General features: G+C 62.8%; 16 protein-coding genes and 1 pseudogene. 6 read left to right on the top strand and 11 right to left on the bottom strand.

Translation table 11 applies throughout. The annotated features are described in order from the left end of the window. Positions 1-38: 38 nt before the first annotated feature. From N554_RS0118620 to N554_RS0118610, 3 genes are all read left to right on the top strand, one after another. A complete protein-coding gene (locus tag N554_RS0118620) occupies positions 39-2108 on the top strand; it encodes a cytochrome c1 (protein ID WP_029584846.1) in 2070 nt (689 codons plus the stop codon). A 221-nt stretch (positions 2109-2329) separates the two neighbouring features. Next, positions 2330-3004 (top strand): dienelactone hydrolase family protein, encoded by a 675-nt coding sequence (locus tag N554_RS0118615; RefSeq protein ID WP_029584845.1) that lies wholly within the window; start codon positions 2330-2332, stop codon positions 3002-3004. 36 nt (positions 3005-3040) lie between these two features. Then, on the top strand, positions 3041-3940 hold the full coding sequence (locus tag N554_RS0118610) for an NAD-dependent epimerase/dehydratase family protein (protein ID WP_029584844.1): 900 nt from the start codon (positions 3041-3043) through the stop codon (positions 3938-3940). A 57-nt stretch (positions 3941-3997) separates the two neighbouring features. On the opposite strand, the gene N554_RS0118605 is transcribed toward N554_RS0118610, so the two are convergent. Next, on the bottom strand, positions 3998-4186 hold the full coding sequence (locus tag N554_RS0118605; RefSeq protein WP_029584843.1) for a hypothetical protein: 189 nt from the start codon (positions 4184-4186) through the stop codon (positions 3998-4000). Positions 4187-4507: 321 nt separating this feature from the next. Between N554_RS0118605 and N554_RS0118600 the strand changes: the two genes are divergently transcribed. Together N554_RS0118600 and N554_RS0118595 are read left to right on the top strand one after the other, a co-directional pair. After that, a complete protein-coding gene (locus tag N554_RS0118600; protein ID WP_029584842.1) occupies positions 4508-6670 on the top strand; it encodes an anthranilate synthase component I in 2163 nt (720 codons plus the stop codon). A gap of 147 nt (positions 6671-6817) precedes the next feature. Continuing rightward, positions 6818-7357, top strand: coding sequence for an adenine phosphoribosyltransferase (locus tag N554_RS0118595; protein ID WP_029584841.1), 540 nt, complete (start codon positions 6818-6820; stop codon positions 7355-7357). Between the two features lie 72 nt (positions 7358-7429). Here the strand turns inward: N554_RS0118595 and N554_RS0118590 are convergent, their stop codons facing one another. The 9 genes and pseudogenes from N554_RS0118590 to N554_RS0118550 all read right to left on the bottom strand — a co-directional run bounded on the left by N554_RS0118590 (position 7430) and on the right by N554_RS0118550 (position 17912). Further along, a complete protein-coding gene (locus N554_RS0118590; RefSeq protein WP_029584840.1) occupies positions 7430-8098 on the bottom strand; it encodes a hypothetical protein in 669 nt (222 codons plus the stop codon). Between the two features lie 65 nt (positions 8099-8163). Continuing rightward, positions 8164-8919, bottom strand: coding sequence for a P-loop NTPase family protein (locus N554_RS0118585; RefSeq protein ID WP_029584839.1), 756 nt, complete (start codon positions 8917-8919; stop codon positions 8164-8166). Positions 8920-9314: 395 nt separating this feature from the next. Beyond that, positions 9315-10500, bottom strand: a pseudogene (locus N554_RS36030) (M48 family metallopeptidase). A 123-nt stretch (positions 10501-10623) separates the two neighbouring features. Continuing rightward, a complete protein-coding gene (locus N554_RS0118575; RefSeq protein WP_029584838.1) occupies positions 10624-11184 on the bottom strand; it encodes a LemA family protein in 561 nt (186 codons plus the stop codon). Between the two features lie 221 nt (positions 11185-11405). After that, on the bottom strand, positions 11406-11786 hold the full coding sequence (locus N554_RS0118570; protein WP_029584837.1) for a COG4315 family predicted lipoprotein: 381 nt from the start codon (positions 11784-11786) through the stop codon (positions 11406-11408). A 71-nt stretch (positions 11787-11857) separates the two neighbouring features. Continuing rightward, complete coding sequence (locus tag N554_RS0118565; RefSeq protein WP_029584836.1) at positions 11858-12850, bottom strand: small ribosomal subunit Rsm22 family protein; 993 nt, start codon at positions 12848-12850, stop codon at positions 11858-11860. A gap of 126 nt (positions 12851-12976) precedes the next feature. Continuing rightward, positions 12977-16441 (bottom strand): chromosome segregation protein SMC, encoded by a 3465-nt coding sequence (gene smc, locus N554_RS0118560; RefSeq protein ID WP_029584835.1) that lies wholly within the window; start codon positions 16439-16441, stop codon positions 12977-12979. A 215-nt stretch (positions 16442-16656) separates the two neighbouring features. After that, positions 16657-17313 carry a DsbA family protein gene (locus N554_RS0118555; RefSeq protein ID WP_029584834.1) on the bottom strand — a complete coding sequence of 219 codons (657 nt, stop codon included), beginning with the start codon at positions 17311-17313 and terminating at the stop codon, positions 16657-16659. A 119-nt stretch (positions 17314-17432) separates the two neighbouring features. Beyond that, positions 17433-17912, bottom strand: coding sequence for a DUF721 domain-containing protein (locus tag N554_RS0118550; RefSeq protein ID WP_029584833.1), 480 nt, complete (start codon positions 17910-17912; stop codon positions 17433-17435). Positions 17913-18050: 138 nt separating this feature from the next. Between N554_RS0118550 and N554_RS0118545 the strand changes: the two genes are divergently transcribed. Then, positions 18051-19244 carry an A/G-specific adenine glycosylase gene (locus tag N554_RS0118545; protein WP_081851311.1) on the top strand — a complete coding sequence of 398 codons (1194 nt, stop codon included), beginning with the start codon at positions 18051-18053 and terminating at the stop codon, positions 19242-19244. On the opposite strand, the gene N554_RS40065 is transcribed toward N554_RS0118545, so the two are convergent. Continuing rightward, a complete protein-coding gene (locus N554_RS40065) occupies positions 19222-19533 on the bottom strand; it encodes a DUF1905 domain-containing protein (protein WP_156041978.1) in 312 nt (103 codons plus the stop codon). The two genes, N554_RS0118545 and N554_RS40065, sit on opposite strands and share 23 nt — an antisense overlap. Positions 19534-19738: the final 205 nt, after the last annotated feature.

Genomic DNA, 19738 nt, shown 5'->3' with positions numbered 1-19738 from the left:
TTTCTAGCCCGTCGTCTTACCTTCCTCAGGATCGCATCATGAGCGGACCATCCGACTACCAGCCGAGCAATCCCGTCTTGAAGTGGATTGAGCGGCGCCTGCCGATTATAGGGCTCGTCCACTCCTCGTTTGTGGCCTATCCCACGCCGCGCAACCTGAACTACTGGTGGACCTTCGGCGCAATCCTGTCGTTGATGCTGGCGTTGCAGATCGTGACCGGCGTGGTCCTGGCGATGCATTACACGCCCGAGGCCACCATGGCCTTCAAGTCGGTCGAAAGCATCGTGCGCGACGTGAACTACGGCTGGCTGTTGCGCAACATGCACGCCGCCGGCGCGTCGATGTTCTTCTTCGCCGTCTACATTCATATGTTCCGCGGCCTGTATTACGGGTCATACAAGGAGCCGCGCGAGATTTTGTGGATTCTCGGCGTCATCATCTACCTCCTGATGATGGCGACCGGTTTCATGGGCTACGTGCTGCCGTGGGGCCAGATGAGCTTCTGGGGCGCCACCGTCATCACCAACCTGTTCTCCGCGATTCCCTATGTGGGCGAAAGCATCGTGACCCTGCTGTGGGGCGGCTATGCCGTCGGTAATCCGACGCTGAACCGTTTCTTCTCGTTGCACTATCTCCTTCCGTTCGTGATCGCCGGTGTCGTGGTGCTGCACGTCTGGGCGCTGCATGTTGCCGGTCAGAACAATCCGGCCGGTGTCGAGCCGAAAACGGCAAAGGACACTGTGGCGTTCACGCCCTACGCGACCATCAAGGACCTGTTCGGCGTCTCCTGCTTCCTGCTGTTCTTCGCGTGGTTCATTTTCTATATGCCGAACTATCTCGGCGACCCCGAAAACTACATTCCCGCGAATCCAGGCGTAACGCCGGCGCATATCGTGCCGGAGTGGTACTATCTGCCGTTCTACGCGATCCTGCGCTCGATCCCGAACAAGCTCGCCGGCGTGATCGCGATGTTCAGTGCAATCCTCATCCTGGCCTTCCTGCCGTGGCTCGATACCGCAAAGACCAAATCGTCCAAGTACCGTCCGCTGGCCAAGCAGTTCTTCTGGATCTTCGTCGTCGTCTGCGTGCTGCTCGGCTGGCTCGGCGGCAAGCCGCCTGAAGGCATCTATGTGATTGCCGGGCGTATCCTGACATTCAGCTACTTCGCCTATTTCCTGATCGTGCTGCCGCTGTTGAGCCGGATAGAGACGCCGCGGCCGGTTCCGAATTCGATCGCCGACGACGTGCTGGCGAAAACCGGAAGCAAGGCGACGCCGATGGTGTCGACGGTGATCGCGCTGATGGTCGCAGGTGCACTGTTCGCCGGAAGCGCGCAGAATGCTCGCGCCGAGCAACAGGAAGTGCCGCCATCGCAGAAATGGTCGTTCGCCGGTCCGTTCGGCAAATTCGATCGCGGATCGCTGCAGCGCGGGCTGAAGGTCTACAAGGAAGTCTGTTCGGCGTGTCACGGTCTGTCGTACATCGCCTTCCGCAATCTCGCCGATCCCGGCGGTCCCGGCTATTCTACCGCTCAGGCGGCTGCCTTCGCATCCGACTACAAGGTCAAGGACGGCCCCAACGATCAGGGTGAAATGTTCGAGCGGCCCGGCCGGCCCGCCGATTATTTCCCCTCGCCATTCCCCAACGAGCAGGCGGCGCGGGTGGCCAACGGCGGCGCACTGCCGCCGGATCTGTCGCTGATCGCCAAGGCGCGTTCCTATGAGCGCGGCTTTCCGCAGTTCGTGATCGATTTCTTCACGCAATTCCAGGAGCAGGGCCCGAACTACGTCGACGCCCTGTTGCAGGGATATGAGGAGAAGCCGCCGGCTGGGGTCTCGCTCCCCGAGGGCTCCTACTACAACAAATATTTCCCCGGCCACGCCATCAAGATGCCGAAGCCGCTGAACGATGGCCAGGTTACGTTCGATGACGGGTCGCCGGCGACGGTCGCGCAGTACGCCAAGGACGTCACCACGTTCCTGATGTGGGCCGCGGAGCCGCATATGGAAGCCCGCAAACGGCTGGGACTTCAGGTGTTCGTTTTCCTGATCCTGTTCGCGGGCCTGATGTATTTCACCAAGAAGAAGGTCTGGGCCGAGGCGCATTGACTGTTCTGCGATCGGTGTGAATGAGAAAGCCCCTGCGGGGGCTTTTTTGTTGGGTTGAGAACGTGTCACGGGCACGGTGCCGCTTTGCAAAGCCGGGACCTACATGTGCTATTCCGTGGGCTCGGATCAGCAGCGCATCACGCCGCAGGCAATTGCTTCCTGACCCCACAGCGGACAAAATAGCCGCCAATCGGCCACCTAGGAAACCGTCGGAGGAACCCATGGGTACCAGCATCTCGTTCAAGCGCCCGGACGGCAAGGACGCCAGCGGCTATCTCGCCAACGCCGCGCGCGGTAGCGCCCCGGGCGTGGTTGTGATCCAGGAGTGGTGGGGGCTTCAGGAGCAGATCAAGGGCCTGTGCGACCGCTTCGCGTTGGCGGGCTTCGACGCGCTGGCGCCCGATCTCTATCGCGGCAAGGTGGTGCCGTATCACGACACCGACGCCGCCGGGAAAGAAATGAACTCGCTGGATTTCATTGACGTCACCACACAGACCGTGCGCGGCGCCGCGCAATATCTCGCCAGGAACGGCGCCAAGGTCGGTCTGACCGGCTTCTGCCTCGGCGGTGCCGTGACCATTATCGGCGCCACCAAAATTCCCGAGCTGACGGCAGGCGTCGTGTTTTACGGCATTCCGCCGGAGCAGGCGGCCAAGCCGGCGGACGTGAAAATTCCCCTGCAGGCGCATTTCGCCAACAAGGACGACTGGTGCACGCCGCAGGTGATCGATGCCTTCGAGAAGGGCATGAAGGCCGCCGGCAAGTCGCTCGAACTGTTCCGCTATGACGCCGAACACGCCTTCGTCAACGAGCAGCGGCAAACAGTGCACGACCGTGAGGCCGCCGAGCTCGCCTGGGGCCGCGCCACGGAGTTTTTCAAGAAGCATCTTGGGTGAAATGCCCGTCGTAGACGAGGCGATAGTGGAAAGAAGATGAAGGTCTTTTGCACGGGCGCCTCCGGCTATATCGGCGGATCGGTTGCGGCCCATCTCGTCGCTGCCGGACATCAAGTGACCGGCCTTGTTCGTTCCCCGGAAAAGGCCGATGCGGTTCACGCCCGGGGCATCCAGCCATTGCTGGGAACGCTGGATGACGGCGAGCGTCTGGCGCAAGCAGCACAGGCCGCCGACATCGTCGTCAATGCGGCGAGCGCCGATCACAGGGGCGCCGTCGTGGCCATGGTCGATGCGCTGGCAGGAAGCGGCAAGCCGTTCATCCACACGTCGGGATCGAGCATTGTCGGCACGCGCGCCGGAGGGCAACGATCCGATGCGGTGTACGACGAAGATACGCCGATCACCCCGTCGTCCGCGCGCGCGGCGCGTGTGGCGTTGAACCAACTCATTCTCTCATACCGCGACAAGGGATGCCGTCCGGTCATCATCTGCCCGAGCCTGATCTACGGCCTCGGCCATGGCGTCGAGCCGCACAGCACGCAGGTGCCTCTGCTGATCGAGCTGGCCAGAAAACGCGGTTGCGCAGCCCATGCCGGACCCGGTGAGAACATCTGGTCGAACGTCCATATCGACGATCTGGTGACGCTCTACGCGCTCGCGATCGAGAAGGCGCCTGCCGGATCGTTCTACTTCGCCGAGAACGGCGAGAATTCGATGCGCGAGGTTTGCGAGGCCATCGACCGCATGCTGGGTGTTGCGGGGCCACCGACGGCGATGTCGATGGCGGAGGCGGCTTCCGATTGGGGCGAGGGCACCGCCGAGGATACGATGGCTTCGAACAGCAGGGTGCGGGCAAAGCACGCGCGGCAGCTCGGCTGGAAGCCAAGGGCGCGGAGTTTGATCGAAGAGATCGGGCAGGGGTGTTACCGACAGTAGGCAAGATGGTTGGGCGACACCTCTGACGGCTAACTTTTCCCGCTCAGCCGCCGGAACCTAACGCTCCGGGCCGACGTGCTCGGCGAGGCGCTGGACCAGCAGCGGAATGTCGAAACCCTCCCGCGCAATCGATTTGGGCACGATGTGGAATAAAATCGGCACCCTGTAGATGAGGATGAATTGATCGTTCTGCCGCCAGGCCGCCCCAGCCGCATTCGATGATGAAGGACGACGGCGTCTTGGCATAAGGCGTCTTGGCATAAAAAGACGTCATGAAATCGTTGGTGTGGCGGCCGAGCGTAACGCTGACGCGATCCGCTTGTGTCTGTGCGAATGGGCCCGGTACCCGGCGTCCAGGGCAGTCGGTCTCTTGACATCGTCCGCGGCGGATGGTGTTTAGCCACCATGAACACCGTTATCAGCCCATCCCGTCTTTGGTGGCGCACCTCATAAGAGGTGGCCGGTGCGATTTCATTTTTTCAATCGTCGAAGGTCGCCATCGCAGTGCGACGGTCCCTTCGTTTGTCCTGTGTGGCGCTCCCTCCCGAAGTTTCGTAAGAGGATCACATGAACAGGACAGTTTTCTCCCTGCCGGCCCGCAGCGAATATCGCACCCGTGGCGGCCTCGCGGTCACGCGGTCGGTGGAGCAATTCTCCGGCGGCGCCAGCCGGCTCGATGACCTGATCGACCTGCTCGACCGTCGCCGCGGCGTGGTGCTGTCGTCCGGCACCACGGTGCCCGGCCGCTATGAGAGCTTTGATCTCGGCTTCTCCGACCCGCCGCTGCAGCTGGAAACCGTCGGAACGAACTTTTCGTTGCAGGCGCTGAACGCGCGCGGCGAGGTGCTGATCGCCTTCCTCGGCGACGCGCTGCGCGAGCCCTGTGTCGTCATCGCGGAGAAAAGCCGGTCTCGCATTGCCGGTCATATCGTGCGCGGCGCCGCGCCGGTCGACGAAGACCAGCGCACCCGCCGAGCCAGCGTGATGTCGCTGGTGCGCGATCTCGTCGCGGTGCTTGGCGCCAATGACGATCCGCTGCTCGGCCTGTTCGGCGCCTTCGCCTATGACCTGGTGTTCCAGATCGAAGACCTCGTGCAAAAGCGCGCGCGCGCGCCCGACCAGCGCGACATCGTGCTCTACGTGCCGGATCGCCTGCTGGCGTATGATCGCGCCACCGGGCGCGGCGTGGCGCTGAGCTACGACTTTGCCTGGAAGGGAAAATTCACCGAAGGCCTGCCCCGCGACACCGCGGAAAGCGTTTACGCCAAAACGCCGCGGCAGGGATTTTCGGATCATGCGCCCGGCGAATATCAGGCGACCGTCGAAACCGCGCGCGCCGCATTCGCGCGGGGCGATCTGTTCGAGGCGGTGCCGGGGCAATTGTTCGCCGAGCCTTGCGAGCGCACGCCGGCGGAAGTGTTCCAGCGGCTGTGCCGGATCAATCCGTCGCCCTACGGCGCCCTGATGAATCTCGGTGACGGTGAATTTCTGGTGTCGGCGTCACCTGAGATGTTCGTGCGCTCCGACGGAAGGCGGGTCGAAACCTGTCCGATCTCCGGCACCATCGCGCGCGGCGTCGACGCGATCGGCGACGCCGAGCAGATCCGGCAATTGTTGAACTCGGAGAAAGACGAATTCGAACTCAACATGTGCACCGATGTCGACCGCAACGACAAGGCGCGCGTTTGCGTGCCCGGCACCATCAAGGTTCTGGCGCGGCGGCAGATCGAGACCTACTCGAAACTGTTCCACACTGTCGATCATGTCGAAGGCATGCTGCGCCCGGGTTTCGACTCGCTCGATGCATTCCTCACCCACGCCTGGGCGGTGACGGTGACCGGCGCGCCCAAATTGTGGGCGATGCAGTTTGTCGAGGATAACGAGCGCTCGTCGCGCCGCTGGTATGCCGGCGCGATCGGCTGCGTGAATTTCGACGGCAGCATCAATACCGGGCTGACGATCCGCACCATCCGGATGAAGGAAGGTCTTGCCGAAGTGCGGGTCGGCGCCACCTGTCTGTTTGATTCCGATCCCGCCGCCGAGGATCGCGAGTGCCAGGTCAAGGCGGCGGCACTGTTTCAGGCGCTGCGCGGCGACCCGGCGAAGCCGCTGTCGGCCTTCGCTCCCGATGCCACCGGCTCGGGCAAGCAAGTGCTGCTGATCGATCATGACGACAGTTTCGTGCACATGCTGGCGGATTATTTCCGCCAGGTCGGTGCTGATGTCACGGTGGTCAGGCACGTTCATGCGCTGGAAATGCTGAAAAAAAATTGGGATCTGCTGGTGCTGTCGCCGGGTCCGGGCCGGCCGCAAGATTTCGGGATTGCCAAAACGATCGGTGCGGCGCTCGACAAGAAGTTGCCGGTGTTCGGCGTCTGCCTCGGCGTGCAGGCGATCGGCGAATACTTTGGCGGCCAGTTGGGACAACTCGGCCAGCCTTCCCACGGTCGGCCCTCGCGCATCCAGGTGCGGGGCGGGCGGCTGATGCAGAACCTGCCCACTGAAATCGTGATCGGCCGCTATCATTCGCTCTATGTCGAGCGCGATAGCATGCCCGACGTGCTCTTGGTGACGGCGAGTACCGAGGACGGCGTCGCGATGGCGATTGAGCACAAAACCTTGCCGGTCGGCGGCGTCCAGTTTCACCCGGAATCGCTAATGTCGCTCGGCGGCGAGGTGGGCCTGCGCATCGTGGAGAACGCCCTCCGGCTCGGCGCGCCCAGGAATTGAAAAGGACTTGTCATTGCGAGGAGCACTTGCGACGAAGCAATCCAGTCTTGCGTGTTTATCCATGGATTGCTTCGCGGAGCCTGTCACCGGGCGGCGCTTGCGCCGACCCTGCTGGCTCGTAATGACAAAGAAGAAAAAGAGATATCGATGACTTTTGAACATGATCTAAAGGCCTCCGTCCGCACCATCCCGGATTATCCAAGGCCGGGTATCCAGTTTCGCGACATCACCACGCTGCTTGGTGAAGCGCGTGCCTTCCGCCGTGCGGTCGATGAATTGGTGCACCCATGGGCCGGCTCGAAGATCGACAAGGTCGCGGGTATCGAGGCGCGGGGCTTTATTATCGGCGGCGCGGTGGCGCACCAGGTCTCCGCCGGCTTCGTGCCGATCCGTAAAAAAGGCAAGCTGCCGCATACCACCGTGCGCATCGCTTACTCGCTGGAATACGGCCTCGACGAAATGGAGATGCACGCCGACGCCATTCATCCCGGCGAGCGGGTGATCCTGGTTGACGACCTGATCGCCACCGGCGGCACCGCGGAAGGCGCGGTCAAGCTGATGCGTCAGATCGGCGCCGATGTGGTTGCGGCCTGCTTCATCATCGACCTGCCGGACCTCGGCGGCGCGGCCAAATTGCGAGCCATGGATGTGCCGGTGCGCACCCTGATGGCGTTCGAGGGGCATTGAGGGCCGCGTCGTCGCTCTCTCTGTTCGTCGTCCCGGCGAACTTGTCCAGGACGATGATCAAATATTTTGCCTTCACGACCTCTGCAACATCAAATCCAACTCCAGCTCGCGAAAACTGAAGTAGTTCTTGCGGACCCATTGATGCAGTTCCGTCGATGAATCCCTCTCGTTGCGCAGATAGTCGGTGAACGAGAACGTCAGCCGGTCGATATAGGTCTTCAAAAACACCGGCAGCGCGGCGATGCGAAGGACCCGGCTGGACGCCATCGCCTCCGGCAACTCGCCGCGCAGCACATATTCGTTGTCGATGGTCACAAGGGCGGCTGGCGCAAGCTGCTGCTGCAGCATGGCATAGCCGCGGGCCGAGGTACGGTCGGTATCCGCGACGAACAGGATGATCGGCGAGACGCCGCGCCGCGCCGCTTCCTTCATGAATCCGATCTCATCGGACATCTTGAAGAACTCGTCGAAGGCGTGAAAGCCGAGATCGATCACCTTGGCGACCGCGTCGTTGACGATCAGGCGATCCATCAGCGCCATCTTCCCAAAGGTATCACCGACCTCGGCGGTCTCGGTGACCCTCGGCAGGAACTCGAGCAGCGACGGCTCTTTCAAATTGATGTCGAATGCCGCGACCTTGCCGTCCTTCAGCAACAGGAGCTCGCTCAACAGCCGCGCGATCAGCGTCTTGCCGACCAGCGGGCGGGGCGAGCAGATGATGTAGACGGGCGTGCGGCGCATCGGCGCTATATCAGGCGAATTATCCGCCTAATCCAGCCAAAACGCATTCCATAGACAAATTATTTTTATTTTTCGCCAACGCGCGCGCTCGATTTGCCGGAGCCGACGAGGTCGGTCAGCTTGATGCGGTCGAACTCGCTCCAGACATTGGCCAGCCAGTGCCGGACATAGCCGCGCAGCACGAACGAATAATTCGCCGCATCGTCATTCAAGCCCTTGTTGGCGACGAATTTGAGGAACGGCACGGAGGCGACCTCGACCTGCTCGAAGGCCATTTCGTTGAGTTTGGGAATGGTGAGCTCGGTGGCGTCCTTGATACGGTGGAAATAGGAATTGTAGGTCGCCTGGTCCCATTCGAAGAAGCTGGTGTTGTTGATGAAGTTCTTCACCAAATAATATTTCGCGCCCTGCATGAAATTCGCGGTCTCCGCGATTTCGTCCAGCGAGGCGATCGAGGGGCCGAGAATATGGAACACGGCAAACGTGATCTGTCCCGACTTGGCGGCGTCGAGAAAGCCGATATCGCGCAATGAGGCCAGCGATGGCGATAGCAGGCCGGCGCGGACGTCGATCACGGTGACGGAAGGGCTTACGGCATTCAACGTATCGAAGATTTTCATCTGATCCGACGTCGTCGTCATATCGACGATCTCGGTGAGATCAGGATGGAACCGCTTCAGTGTGCCGCGCGGGGATTCGGTATCGAAGGCGCGGGTGGGTACGCTGTTAGCGCTGAAATAATCAAGCAACGTGCGCGAGACCGTGGTCTTGCCGACCCCGCCCTTATCAGCGCCTACCACGATCACTACCGGCTTCGCCATGAGCTTCCCTTACGCACCATTTCTGATTGAAGCATGATTCAAGGTCAAACCTGGCCGTCTTCTGCTGAAAACGGCCTCAGCCCCGGATCATGCCGTTGAATCCACCATCGAGGTGGTCGGAACGTCCCCATCCCTGCTTTGGGCGCGAACATGGCAGAAACAAGGGATAATTCAATTCATTCGACGCTCCTTAGGCCTAATCCTGCCCATGTCGTTAACGAAGAAGCGGGCGAATCAACGTTCCCGGCAGCGCGCCGGGCGGCGCGCCAACCAGCTATCATACCCGGCGAAAGTGGGTATCCGGTAGGCTACGGCCTCGCGGATTGTCATGGGCGCTCTGGAATAACCGATTCGCGGGCGAGCACGCAGCCACATGGAAGCGCGGGGCCGATGCCTCAGGAGCGGCCCGGCGGACCGGGGGGATTGACCCAGGGGACGCTCGGCGAAGCCTCGACAGGCTCTTTAGCATCGCTCCATGGGCCATGGGGCAGTGCCGGCGGGGCCGCCGGTTCTCGCGGCCGGTCGTCGGGCTCGTCGGCTGTATCGGAAGGCAGAGCCAGCCGTCCGGGATCGTGTCCGCCGGCGAATTTCACCAGCGCCTGCACCCGGCCATCCACCGACGGATGGGTGGCAAACAGGTCGGCAAAACCCTCGCGCGGGTTGTCGACGCACAATTCCATCACCGCCGAGGTCGCGCCGGGGAGCTCGCCGCGATTCTCGATCTTGCGCAGCGCCGAGATCATGGCATCCGGGTTCTTCGTCAACTCGACCGATCCGGCGTCGGCGAGCAGTTCGCGCGATCGCGACAGCGCCAGCCGAACCACCTGCGACAACAGCCAGGCCAGCGCGATCAGCGCGACCGCGATAATGGCGGCGACGATCGCACCGCCGGCTCCAGACCCTTTGCTGTCCCTGTCCGACGACGACGAAGAAGAGGATGACGAAGACGACGATCCACCGCCGGTGGAATTCCACTGAAGATTGGAGAAGGTCCTGAAGAACAATTCGGCGAAGAAACCGACCACGCCGGCGATGATCACCGCGATCACCATCAGCTGCACGTCGCCGTTGCGGATGTGGGTGAGCTCGTGGCCCAGCACCGCCTCGATCTCCTGATCGTTGAGCCCTCTTCAACAGGCCCGTGGTGACCGTGACGGCATATTGCCGCCGGTTGAGCCCGGTCGCGAATGCGTTCAGCGCATCGCTTTGCATTATTTTCAGCTTCGGCATCGGGATGCCGCGAGAGATGCAGAGATTTTCCAGCAGATTATAGAGCCGGGGCTGCTGTCGCCGCGTCACGTCCTCGCCGCCGGTAACGGCATCGACGATCGATTGATGAAAAAAATAAGCGATCACGATCCACAGCGCCGCCGCTCCCGTCGCATAGGGAAAAGCCGCAATCAGGTCGCGCGACGCCGCCATCAGGTAGTAGTCGACCGATCGGTCGCTATCGATCACGACTTCGGCGATCAGTGCGCCGGCATAGACCATGACGTAGATCAGGAGGAATAGCCCACCGAGCAGCAGCATCGAACGAAACTTGTTCGATGCGATGTGCGTGTAAAGACCATACGCGGCCATGATGCGGGATTCCGCTACACAGAGTCATTCCGGGGCGTCGCGAAGCGGCGAACCCGGAATCTCGAGATTCCGGGTCTGGTCCTTCGGACCATCCCGGAATGACGGAGACAGGTGGTGGTCACTTCAGAACTTGACCGTCGGCACCGCTTCGACTTCGGTGCGGGTGGCGCCGAGATCGAAGAAATCCCTGCGGGTGAAGCCGAACGTGCCGGCGAACAGCGCGGCCGGCATCTGCTGGATGCCGGTGTTGTATTCCTGAACCGCGTTGTTGAAGAAGCGGCGGCTGGCGGCGATCTTGTTCTCGAGATCGGACAATTCGGCGGCCAGCTGCTGGAAATTGGCGTTGGCCTTGAGGTCCGGATAGGCTTCCGACAGCGCGATCAACCTGCCGAGCGCGCCGCTCAGCTGGTTCTCGGCAGCCGCAACCTGTCCCGGTCCCTGCGCCGACATCGCGGTGTTGCGGGCTTTTATCACGTCGTCGAGCGTACCGCGCTCGTGCGCGGCATAGCCCTTCACGCTCTCGACCAGATTCGGGATCAGGTCGTGGCGTTGCTTGAGCTGCACGTCAATGTCGGCAAAGGCCTGATTGACGCGCTGACTGAGGGTGACGAGGCGGTTGTAGGCCGCAAAAGCGAAAAAAACGAAAATGACAATAATACCGAAAACAATCCAACCCGATGACATGACCGCTGACTCTCGATGAGACGACCGACGCGGACAGCCTAGACAAAAGATCGGCGCGCGTCAGGGCCCCGATAGGGCCGCCTGAGTAAGTCGCTACGGGAGCGGGGAAGTTCAGCGTTTCAAGTCGAAAACTGTCCTGCCGCATGGTTTGAGGCGCGCGCGCGCGGGCACCCTTGGCCATACGGCAGGATCTGTCCTAGCGGATCACGAATCCGCTCTAGTTACGGCTTTGCCATGTGCCAGGCCCCGTTCAGGAAACCATCGCCATTGGTCTCGCCGGCAGCCGTGTCTTTCTTGAAGGTGTAGAGCGGCTTACCTTTATAGGCCCACATCTTCTTGCCATCGTCTCGAACCACAATGGTCATATCGGCGGTCGGCTTGGCGTCGTCGCTGGCCAGCAAGGGCGGCCAGTTCTCGGCGCAGGGTCCATTGCACATGGATTTACCGCCGGCGTCCTTGTCGAACGTATAAAGGGTCATACCCTTGGCATCGACGAACGTCTTGCCCTTTGTCGTGTCGGCTGTCTTCAGCGTCTGCGCCGATGCCGCCGATGACGCGAGAATGAAAGTCAAGGCCGCTACTGCGGCGAATGTCCTGGACATTGCAGCTTTACTCCTGATGGAAATAATGAGGACGCGGATGCGTCACCAAGATAAACGCCGGCGCCGGGGAATTATTCCGCGGATGTTGCGTCGGCCTCGAAAACGCCGTCACCCCAGTTGTATTTTCTGAAGCGCGCATAGTCGATCTTGTTGCGGCGCGGAGCGGCTGTCTCCACGACGCCATGATCGGTGCAGAGTTTTGCGGTGACGGCGACCTTGGTGATTGCCGGCTGAGCCAGCACCCGCGCCGGCCGTCGCGCGACCGGTGCCCGCGTCAGTGCCACGTAAATAAATTTTTCGTCCTCATAGGGAAGTTCTGCGGATTTGAGTTGTTTGTGCGCGCGTGAGCGGGGCAGGCGCTGCGTGAAATGACACCAGTCCGGCGCTGCGAGAGGACACGTGCCGTCATGCGGGCAGGGGGCTGCGACATGCGCGCCCGCCGCGATCAATTTTTGTCGCGCCGCAAGAATCCGCGCGTAGCCCGCCGGCGTCCCGGGTTCGACGATCAGCAGGGTGTCGCGGGTCTTTGCCCATATCAGCTCGGTGAGCGCGCTTCGTTCAGCGTCATCTATCTCGCCAATCGTGTAACTCGCCACCACAAGGTCGGCGGCTTCAACGTCCGCCAGCGCGACGCGGGCTTCGCCGCGCTCGTATCTCATGTCGCGCAGGCGCACGCTGTCGTGCCCGAGATCCAGCGCCAGCGCGCGTAACGCGCTATTGGCATCGATCAACGTAAGGCTTTGCAGTGACCAAAATGCTTCAGTCGCGGCCCAGCTCGCCGTCCCCGGCCCGGCGCCGACATCGAGCAGGCTTCCCGGCACGAAATCCGGCCTGATCTGGCGGAGTGCGTTCAGGCTTGCGGTTACCGCGGCGTAAGTCGCGGGCATCCGCGCCAGCGCATAAGCCAGCGCATCCGTCTCTGACCTGATCGCGCCGGAGCCGCCGCCGTCGCGATAAGTCTGCGAAATCGCTGCGGCGCGTGCGGCGGCGGCGTTGCGCGACAGGCCTTGCAGCTTGCCGTCAAGCGCTGCTTTCAACTCGGCTGGAAGGTCCGGAGCGGTCATCTATCGCGTCATGCCCCGCGAAGGCGGGCATCCAGTATTCAGTGACGATTGAGAGTCATATAGACGCGGCGGCGTACTGGATCATCCGCTTTCGCGGACCATGACATCAATAATTGCGGCGACGCACTACGCCACATGCTGATCGAGAATCTTTACCGCGTCTTCGAGATCGACCGACACAAGTTGCGACACGCCGCGTTCGGCCATGGTGACGCCGAACAGCCGGTTCATCCGCGCCATCGTGATTGGATTGTGCGTGATGATGATGAAGCGCGTCTCGGTCGAGGCAGTCATCTCGTGCAAAAGGTTGCAGAACCGCTCCACATTGTGATCGTCAAGCGGCGCGTCGACCTCGTCCAGCACGCAGATCGGCGACGGATTGGTGAGGAACACCGCGAAGATCAGTGCCAGCGCGGTCAGCGCCTGCTCGCCGCCGGACAACAGTGACAGCGTCTGCGGCTTCTTGCCGGGCGGCTTGGCGATGATTTCGAGCCCGGCCTCCAGCGGATCGTCGCTTTCGATCAGATGCAGCGCGGCTTCGCCGCCGCCGAACAATTCGACGAACAGCCGCTTGAAATGGCCGTTCACGATTTCGAACGAAGTCAGCAAGCGTTCCCGCGCCTCGCGGTTGAGGCTCTGGATGCCCTGGCGCAAGCGCTTGATGGCTTCCACCAGATCGTCGCGCTCGGTGGTGAGCGAGGTGTGCTGGACTTCGACCTCGCGCAGCTCTTCCTCGGCGCGCAGATTGACCGCGCCGATCCGCTCGCGGTCGCGGCGCAGTTTTTCAAGGCTCTCTTCGATCTCCGCAAGCGGCGGCAATTCCGCGCCTTCCTGGATCTCGGCGAGACCGGCCACGCCTTGCGGCTCGACCTCCAGCATATCGTGGATTTCGCGCTCGACGTCGGCGAGGCGGCGCTTGGCGCCATCCATGCGCTCCTCGGCGCGGGCGGTAGCCTCGCGCGCGCTCGATAGCGCCTCGAGCGAAATCTTGGCGGCGCGGTCGGTTTCCGCCATCACGTTCTCGGCGCTCGCAAGCGCATCGGCAGCAATTCGGCGGGCATTTTCGGCCGATTCGATTTCGCTGATCAGCGCGCGGCGCTTTTCCGCGAATATTGCCGGCGCATTGTCGAGCTCGGCGCGCTCGGCTTTGACCTCGGTGAGGCGGGCTTCGATGGTGGCGATCTGCGAGGCCGCGCTCGCTTTGCGGTTTTGCCATTCGGACCGCTCGGCGAGGATCGCCTGCACGCGGCGGTCCGCCAGTTCAGCTTCGCGCGCCAGTGCCTGCGCTTCGGCGCGTACCTGCGCCGCAAGGCGACGATGACCGTCGATGTCGGAGCGAACCGACGCAAGCCTCGTTTCGGTGTCGAGGCTCGGCGGCAATTCGGCAAGCGCCGCCATAGCGCTTTGATGCGCGCCATCCGCCTCGGCGCGATCGGCATTGAGGCGACTGTGGGCCTCGGTCAGCGCCGATTTCCGCGCGACGTGGCGATTGATCTCGCGCTCGGTATCGGCATGACGCCCGCGCGCGGCGTCGGCCTCGCGCTGCGCAGCACGCCAGGAATCGCGCGCGGCGGTCTCCGCGGCGGATGCGGCCCTCAGTTCGGCTTCGGCCGATTCCAGCGCCTGACGTTTGGCGGCGGCGTCGATGCGAGCCTGCTCAAGTTCGTTTTCGATATCGACCAGCCGCGCGCGCTCGGCAAGACGCCGCGCGGCGCCAGTCGGCGCGTGGGCGGCGGCGACAAATCCGTCCCAGCGCCAGACGTCGCCCTCGCGCGACACCAGCCGCTGGCCGGTTTTCAACTGTGATACCAGCTCCGCGCCGCGCTCCCTGGCGACGACGCCGATCTGCGCGAGGCGGCGCGCCAGCTCGGAGGGTGCATCGACATGCGCCGCGAGTGATTCGACCCCGTCGGGCAAAGTCGGGTCGCCCTCGGTCACGCCGGCATTGGTCCAGCGCATCGGCGCCGACGGATCGACCGGCGCGTCGAGATCGTCGCCGAGTGCGGCGCCGAGCGCCTTCTCATAGCCCTTGGCGACGGTGACGCCGTCGATGATCGGCGGCCAGAGATTCTTGGTCTCGCCATTGACGAGCTTCGAGATGGTGCGGGCCTCGGTCTCGAGCCGCTGCACGCGCTTGTCGGCTTCGTTGAGCGGACCGCGGGACGATTCCAGCTTCTGCCGCGCGGCGGCATGGCCGCCTTCGCTAGTCTGCGCTGCGGTTTCGGACTGCGCAAGATTCTGCTGCGCGGTCTCCATGGCCTCAGCGAGGGCGGCGAGGTCGCCCAGAGCGCTGGTGTCCTGCGCCAGCTTGTGCTCCTCGCTTGCGACATTGGCGATGTCCTGATCGAGCCGCGCCAGCCGATCGCGATGGCTGCGCACGCTCGCCTCAAGCTGATTGCGCTTGGCGGTGAGGTCGGCGAGGACAGTCGTCAGTTCGGCGAACAGCCGTTCGGCGCTCGCCAGCGTTGCCTCGGCCTCTGACACGCGCTCATCGACGCCGCTGCGCTTTTCAACGCGCGATTTGATTTCTTCTTTCAGTTCCGAGTCTTCGGTATCGAGCCGTTGCAGCGCCACCTCGGCATCGGAGGTCTGCTGCTGCTCGCGTGCGATATCGGCCGAAAATTGGGTCAGCCGGCGATCGAGCTCGGCAACACGCTCCTTGGCGCGCTCTTCCTCGCGGTCGAGCGTTTCGCGCGCGTTGGTAAGCCGCTGCAGCCCAGCCGCGGCACGCGCCTCGGCCTCGCGCAGCGCCGGCAGTTCGGAAGCGCGCACCGCCTGGATGCGGGCCGCTTCGGCCTGTTCGCGGGTACGTTCGGCCATCTCGCGGACGCTGAGGTCGTGGGTACGGGCAGCTTCCGCGACGTCGGAATTGGCCTCCAGCCAGCGCAGGTGGAACAGCATGGCCTCGGCCTTGCGCACCTTGGCCGCGACTTCACGGTAGCGGATCGCCTGCCGCGCCTGCTTCTTCAACCCGTCGATCTGTCCGGCCAGTTGCCCGATCACGTCCTCGACGCGGGTGAGATTGGTTTCGGCGGCCTTGAGGCGCAATTCGGCTTCGTGGCGGCGAGCGTGAAGGCCGGCGACGCCGGCGGCATCCTCCAGCACGCGTCGGCGCTGTTCCGGTTTGGCCTGAATGATCTCGCCGATCTTGCCCTGGTGAACCAGCGCCGGCGAGCGCGCACCGGTGGCGGCGTCGGCAAACAGGATCTGCACGTCGCGGGCGCGCACGTCGCGGCCGTTGATGCGGTAGACCGAACCCGCCTCGCGCTCGATCCGACGTGAGATTTCCAGAATCTCCCGGTCGTTCACCGCCGCCGGCGCCGAGCGATCGGAATTGTCGATCGTCATCACCACTTCGGCGTGATTGCGCGATGGGCGATTGCCGGAACCGGCAAAGATCACCGCGTCCATGTCGGCGGCGCGCAGCGATTTGTGCGAGGTCTCGCCCATCGCCCAGCGCAACGCCTCCACCAGATTGGACTTCCCACAGCCGTTCGGTCCGACCACGCCGGTGAGGCCGGGTTCGATCATGAAGTCGGTGGGTTCAACGAACGACTTGAAACCGTGGAGGCGAAGGCGGGTCAGCTTCATGGACACGATTCTCTGTTGGCAGGTCGCGAATCTCCCTGCCGGGACAATACCATAGAAGGCAATGTCGGTGTGTGGGCGAGTCGCTCCTGGCGACTCTCATGGCCGCGACAATGGCGAGGCCGGGGCCGGAGGGCAACTGTCGCCGGGGGCTTTTCCCAAGGCTTTTGCGGGGGTTAGTGGCCCCTATGGTTCCCGGCTCGCCGGGAACCATAGACTCAGCTCTTGAGCAGCGGTTTGATCCGCTTATCGAATTCCTCGAACGAGGTCTCGCCCTTGATCATCTCGCCATTGATGAAAAAGGTCGGCGTCGAGTTGACCTTCAGCACGTCGCTGGCGAATTTTTGGTCGGCGGCGATCTTGTCGAGCAGCGCCTGATCCTTGAGGCAAGTCTCGACCGCCTGCTGGCTGAGCCCGGCCTGTTTGCCAATCCGTATCAGGGTTTCGGTGGTATTTTTCGTCACCCAGTCGTTCTGCTGCCTGAACAACATGTCAATCACGGCGAAATATTTCCCGGCATCGTCCTTGGCGATGCAGCGCGCCAGCATCGAACCCGCCGCAGCCTTGATATCGAGCGGGAATTCGCGGAACACGTAACGCACCTTGCCGGTATCGATATATTCCGACTTGATCTTCGGGAACACGTTTTCATTGAAGGCTGCGCAATGCGGGCAAGTCATCGACGCATATTCGGTGATGGTCACCGGCGCATTGGCTGGACCGAGCGCCATGTCCGGCAGCGACACCGGCTTGGCAACATCGGATGCGCTTTGCGCCATCGCGTCGGGGATCAGACGCAGCGGCGAAAAGCCGGTGAGAGCGGCAAGCCCCGTCAGCGTAAGGGCGGCGGTGAAGGCGCGGCGCGTGATGATCAAAGGCATACTCCAAAACCGGCGCTCTCACGCCCCAACAGACTCGCAAAGAACTATTGTCGCTAGCTTGAAACGGCAATTGTGGCAATGGCAGGCCGCGACTCTCGAACGCGGCGGCAGGCTCAATTTCGCTTGATCTGTGCGCCGAGCCGCGCCAGCGCGGCCCGCAATTCCTCGTCCTCGACGGAGGACAGGCTTTCCGCAACTTTCGCCACCGCCTTCGCGTCGGGGGCGCGCGAGGCCGCAGGCCGATTCCGTCGCGACAACGGCGCCTGCCGCAGCGCCAGCCGCCCCACCGCGCTCCAGCCGAAGAAACGGTTGACCCGCTGCAGGATGACATCGGAGGCGTGCTGGATTTCCAGCGCCATCGGGCCCTCCACCCGCAACACCAGCGTCGCCGGTTCCTGCGGCTGCCCCTCCACAGGCCTCGGCCATTGGATTTTCAGGGGCTCGGAATGGGCTGATATTTCTGGGCCGGCGATTTCAGCCCAGCGCGTGACCAGCTCGCGCGCCGCGAATCCCTGCTTGGCATAGGCGTCGGAAAACACGTCGCCGAGCAGGACGGAAAGCGGTTTCGCGCTGATCGGACCGGGTTTGGACATGGGGTCTTTTCTTCCAGTCATTCCGTCTTCCAGTCATTCCGGGGCGCGTGAAACGCGCGAACCGGAATGCCGAAGTTTTCCTCTTGAGATTTCGGGTCTAGATCTTCGGTCCATCCCGGAATGACGTTATATGGCCGCATGACCTTATCAGGCGCGGCCATCAGGCGAAAGAAAGCTTCATCCTTCGATCATGATGACGCGGCCAGCGCCCGTCCGGCCCTGCTGCTCGCATGGTACGACCGTCATCGCCGCCGGCTACCGTGGCGGCCGCTGCCGGGCGAACCGGCCGATCCCTACCGGGTCTGGCTGTCGGAAATTATGCTGCAGCAGACCGGCGTCAAAACGGTCGGGCCCTATTTCGAAAAATTCATCGCGCGCTGGCCTGATGTCGAGGCGCTTGGCAGAGCATCGCTCGACGATGTGCTGCGGATGTGGGCAGGGCTCGGCTATTATTCGCGGGCTCGGAATTTGCACGCCTGCGCGGTGGCGGTGCGGCGCGACCATGGCGGCGTGTTTCCCGACACAGAGGAAGGCCTGCGATCGCTCCCGGGAATCGGGCCCTATACCGCAGCCGCAATTGCCGCAATCGCCTTCGGCCGCCGGACCATGCCGGTCGACGGCAATATCGAGCGCGTGGTGTCGCGGCTATTCGCCGTCGAGGAGCTGCTGCCGCAAGCCAAGCCGTTGATCCAAAGCCTCGCGACCACGCTGCTTGGCGCGACCCGCGCCGGCGACGCGGGGTCGCGGGCCGGCGATAGCGCGCAGGCGCTGATGGATCTCGGCTCCTCGATCTGCACGCCGAAGAAACCGGCCTGCGCGCTGTGCCCGATCAACGACGACTGCGCGGCGCGTGCGCGCAGCGATCAGGAGGCCTTTCCGCGTAAAGCGCTGAAGAAAACCGGCGCGCTGCGCCGAGGTGCGGCATTCGTGGTCACGCGCGGCAATGAGCTCTTAGTCCGGACCCGTCACGAAAAAGGTCTGCTCGGCGGCATGACCGAAGTGCCGACCTCACACTGGCTGGCCGCGCAGGACGACAAGGCGGCGCTGGAGCAGGCGCCGTCCTTGAAGGACAATACGCGCTGGCATCGCAAGGCGGGCGTCGTCACGCATGTCTTCACGCATTTTCCGCTGGAGCTTGTGGTCTACACGGCGAACGTTCCCACCCGCGCCCGCGCGGCGGAGGGAATGCGCTGGGTGCCGATCTCGACGCTTGGGGATGAAGCGCTGCCGAATGTCATGCGCAAGGTGATCTCGCACGGGCTGGGTGACCGATCGCCGCATGCGGATCGCGAACATGATCGGGACGGTGTTACGTCAGCAGCTCAATCGTAACCGCGACGGTGTTGCCTGGCTCGATCTTCTCTTTCGTCCGAACGGCGGCCTTGAGAGGGAGAAGGTAGGCCCCGCGTTTCTTGTCTGGGAAGATCGATGTTTTCCAACTCGTTCGGCCGATCGTCGCGGTCACGCGGATCGAGCCCCACGCGCTCCTGGAATGTGCTGCAAGACAGGCTATCTCGCTTGATTGTTCGCCTGACAGCGTGATGAAATGCCACGCTCCGGGCCCGTCATAGAGCCAAACCTTGCTTCGTGTCTTGTATCGATGAGGCGTTGGTGCAGGCATTTTCTCGCCTCGAAGCACGAAAACATGTAGGGCGCTAACATCACGCCGCGTTGACCGGATCGATGTCACACGATGCGACATGGCCGCAACGATAGGCTGGCATCGGGGCCGATCGCAAGGCAGGGCTGGACCTCTGAGATCGGTTGCACCCCGTGCCTGCTGACACCACGCTGTCAGCAGGCTTGCAGTAAGGCTTGGCCAAACG

This window comes from Bradyrhizobium sp. URHD0069, from assembly GCF_000701345.1.
Classification (GTDB): Bacteria; Pseudomonadota; Alphaproteobacteria; order Rhizobiales; family Xanthobacteraceae; genus Bradyrhizobium.
Note: the sequence above shows the minus strand (reverse complement) of the source record. Positions and strands in the feature narration are given on the sequence as shown.

Excerpts from the sequence above, each read along its gene's own strand:
- N554_RS0118620 (WP_029584846.1), top strand. The coding sequence starts at position 39 with ATGAGCGGACCATCCGACTACCAGCCGAGCAATCCCGTCTTGAAGTGG.
- N554_RS0118615 (WP_029584845.1), top strand. The coding sequence starts at position 2,330 with ATGGGTACCAGCATCTCGTTCAAGCGCCCGGACGGCAAGGACGCCAGC.
- N554_RS0118610 (WP_029584844.1), top strand. The coding sequence starts at position 3,041 with ATGAAGGTCTTTTGCACGGGCGCCTCCGGCTATATCGGCGGATCGGTT.
- N554_RS0118605 (WP_029584843.1), bottom strand. The coding sequence starts at position 4,186 with ATGCCAAGACGCCGTCGTCCTTCATCATCGAATGCGGCTGGGGCGGCC.
- N554_RS0118600 (WP_029584842.1), top strand. The coding sequence starts at position 4,508 with ATGAACAGGACAGTTTTCTCCCTGCCGGCCCGCAGCGAATATCGCACC.
- N554_RS0118595 (WP_029584841.1), top strand. The coding sequence starts at position 6,818 with ATGACTTTTGAACATGATCTAAAGGCCTCCGTCCGCACCATCCCGGAT.
- N554_RS0118590 (WP_029584840.1), bottom strand. The coding sequence starts at position 8,098 with ATGCGCCGCACGCCCGTCTACATCATCTGCTCGCCCCGCCCGCTGGTC.
- N554_RS0118585 (WP_029584839.1), bottom strand. The coding sequence starts at position 8,919 with ATGGCGAAGCCGGTAGTGATCGTGGTAGGCGCTGATAAGGGCGGGGTC.
- N554_RS0118575 (WP_029584838.1), bottom strand. The coding sequence starts at position 11,184 with ATGTCATCGGGTTGGATTGTTTTCGGTATTATTGTCATTTTCGTTTTT.
- N554_RS0118570 (WP_029584837.1), bottom strand. The coding sequence starts at position 11,786 with ATGTCCAGGACATTCGCCGCAGTAGCGGCCTTGACTTTCATTCTCGCG.
- N554_RS0118565 (WP_029584836.1), bottom strand. The coding sequence starts at position 12,850 with ATGACCGCTCCGGACCTTCCAGCCGAGTTGAAAGCAGCGCTTGACGGC.
- smc (WP_029584835.1), bottom strand. The coding sequence starts at position 16,441 with ATGAAGCTGACCCGCCTTCGCCTCCACGGTTTCAAGTCGTTCGTTGAA.
- N554_RS0118550 (WP_029584833.1), bottom strand. The coding sequence starts at position 17,912 with ATGTCCAAACCCGGTCCGATCAGCGCGAAACCGCTTTCCGTCCTGCTC.
- N554_RS0118545 (WP_081851311.1), top strand. The coding sequence starts at position 18,051 with ATGACCTTATCAGGCGCGGCCATCAGGCGAAAGAAAGCTTCATCCTTC.
- N554_RS40065 (WP_156041978.1), bottom strand. The coding sequence starts at position 19,533 with ATGCCTGCACCAACGCCTCATCGATACAAGACACGAAGCAAGGTTTGG.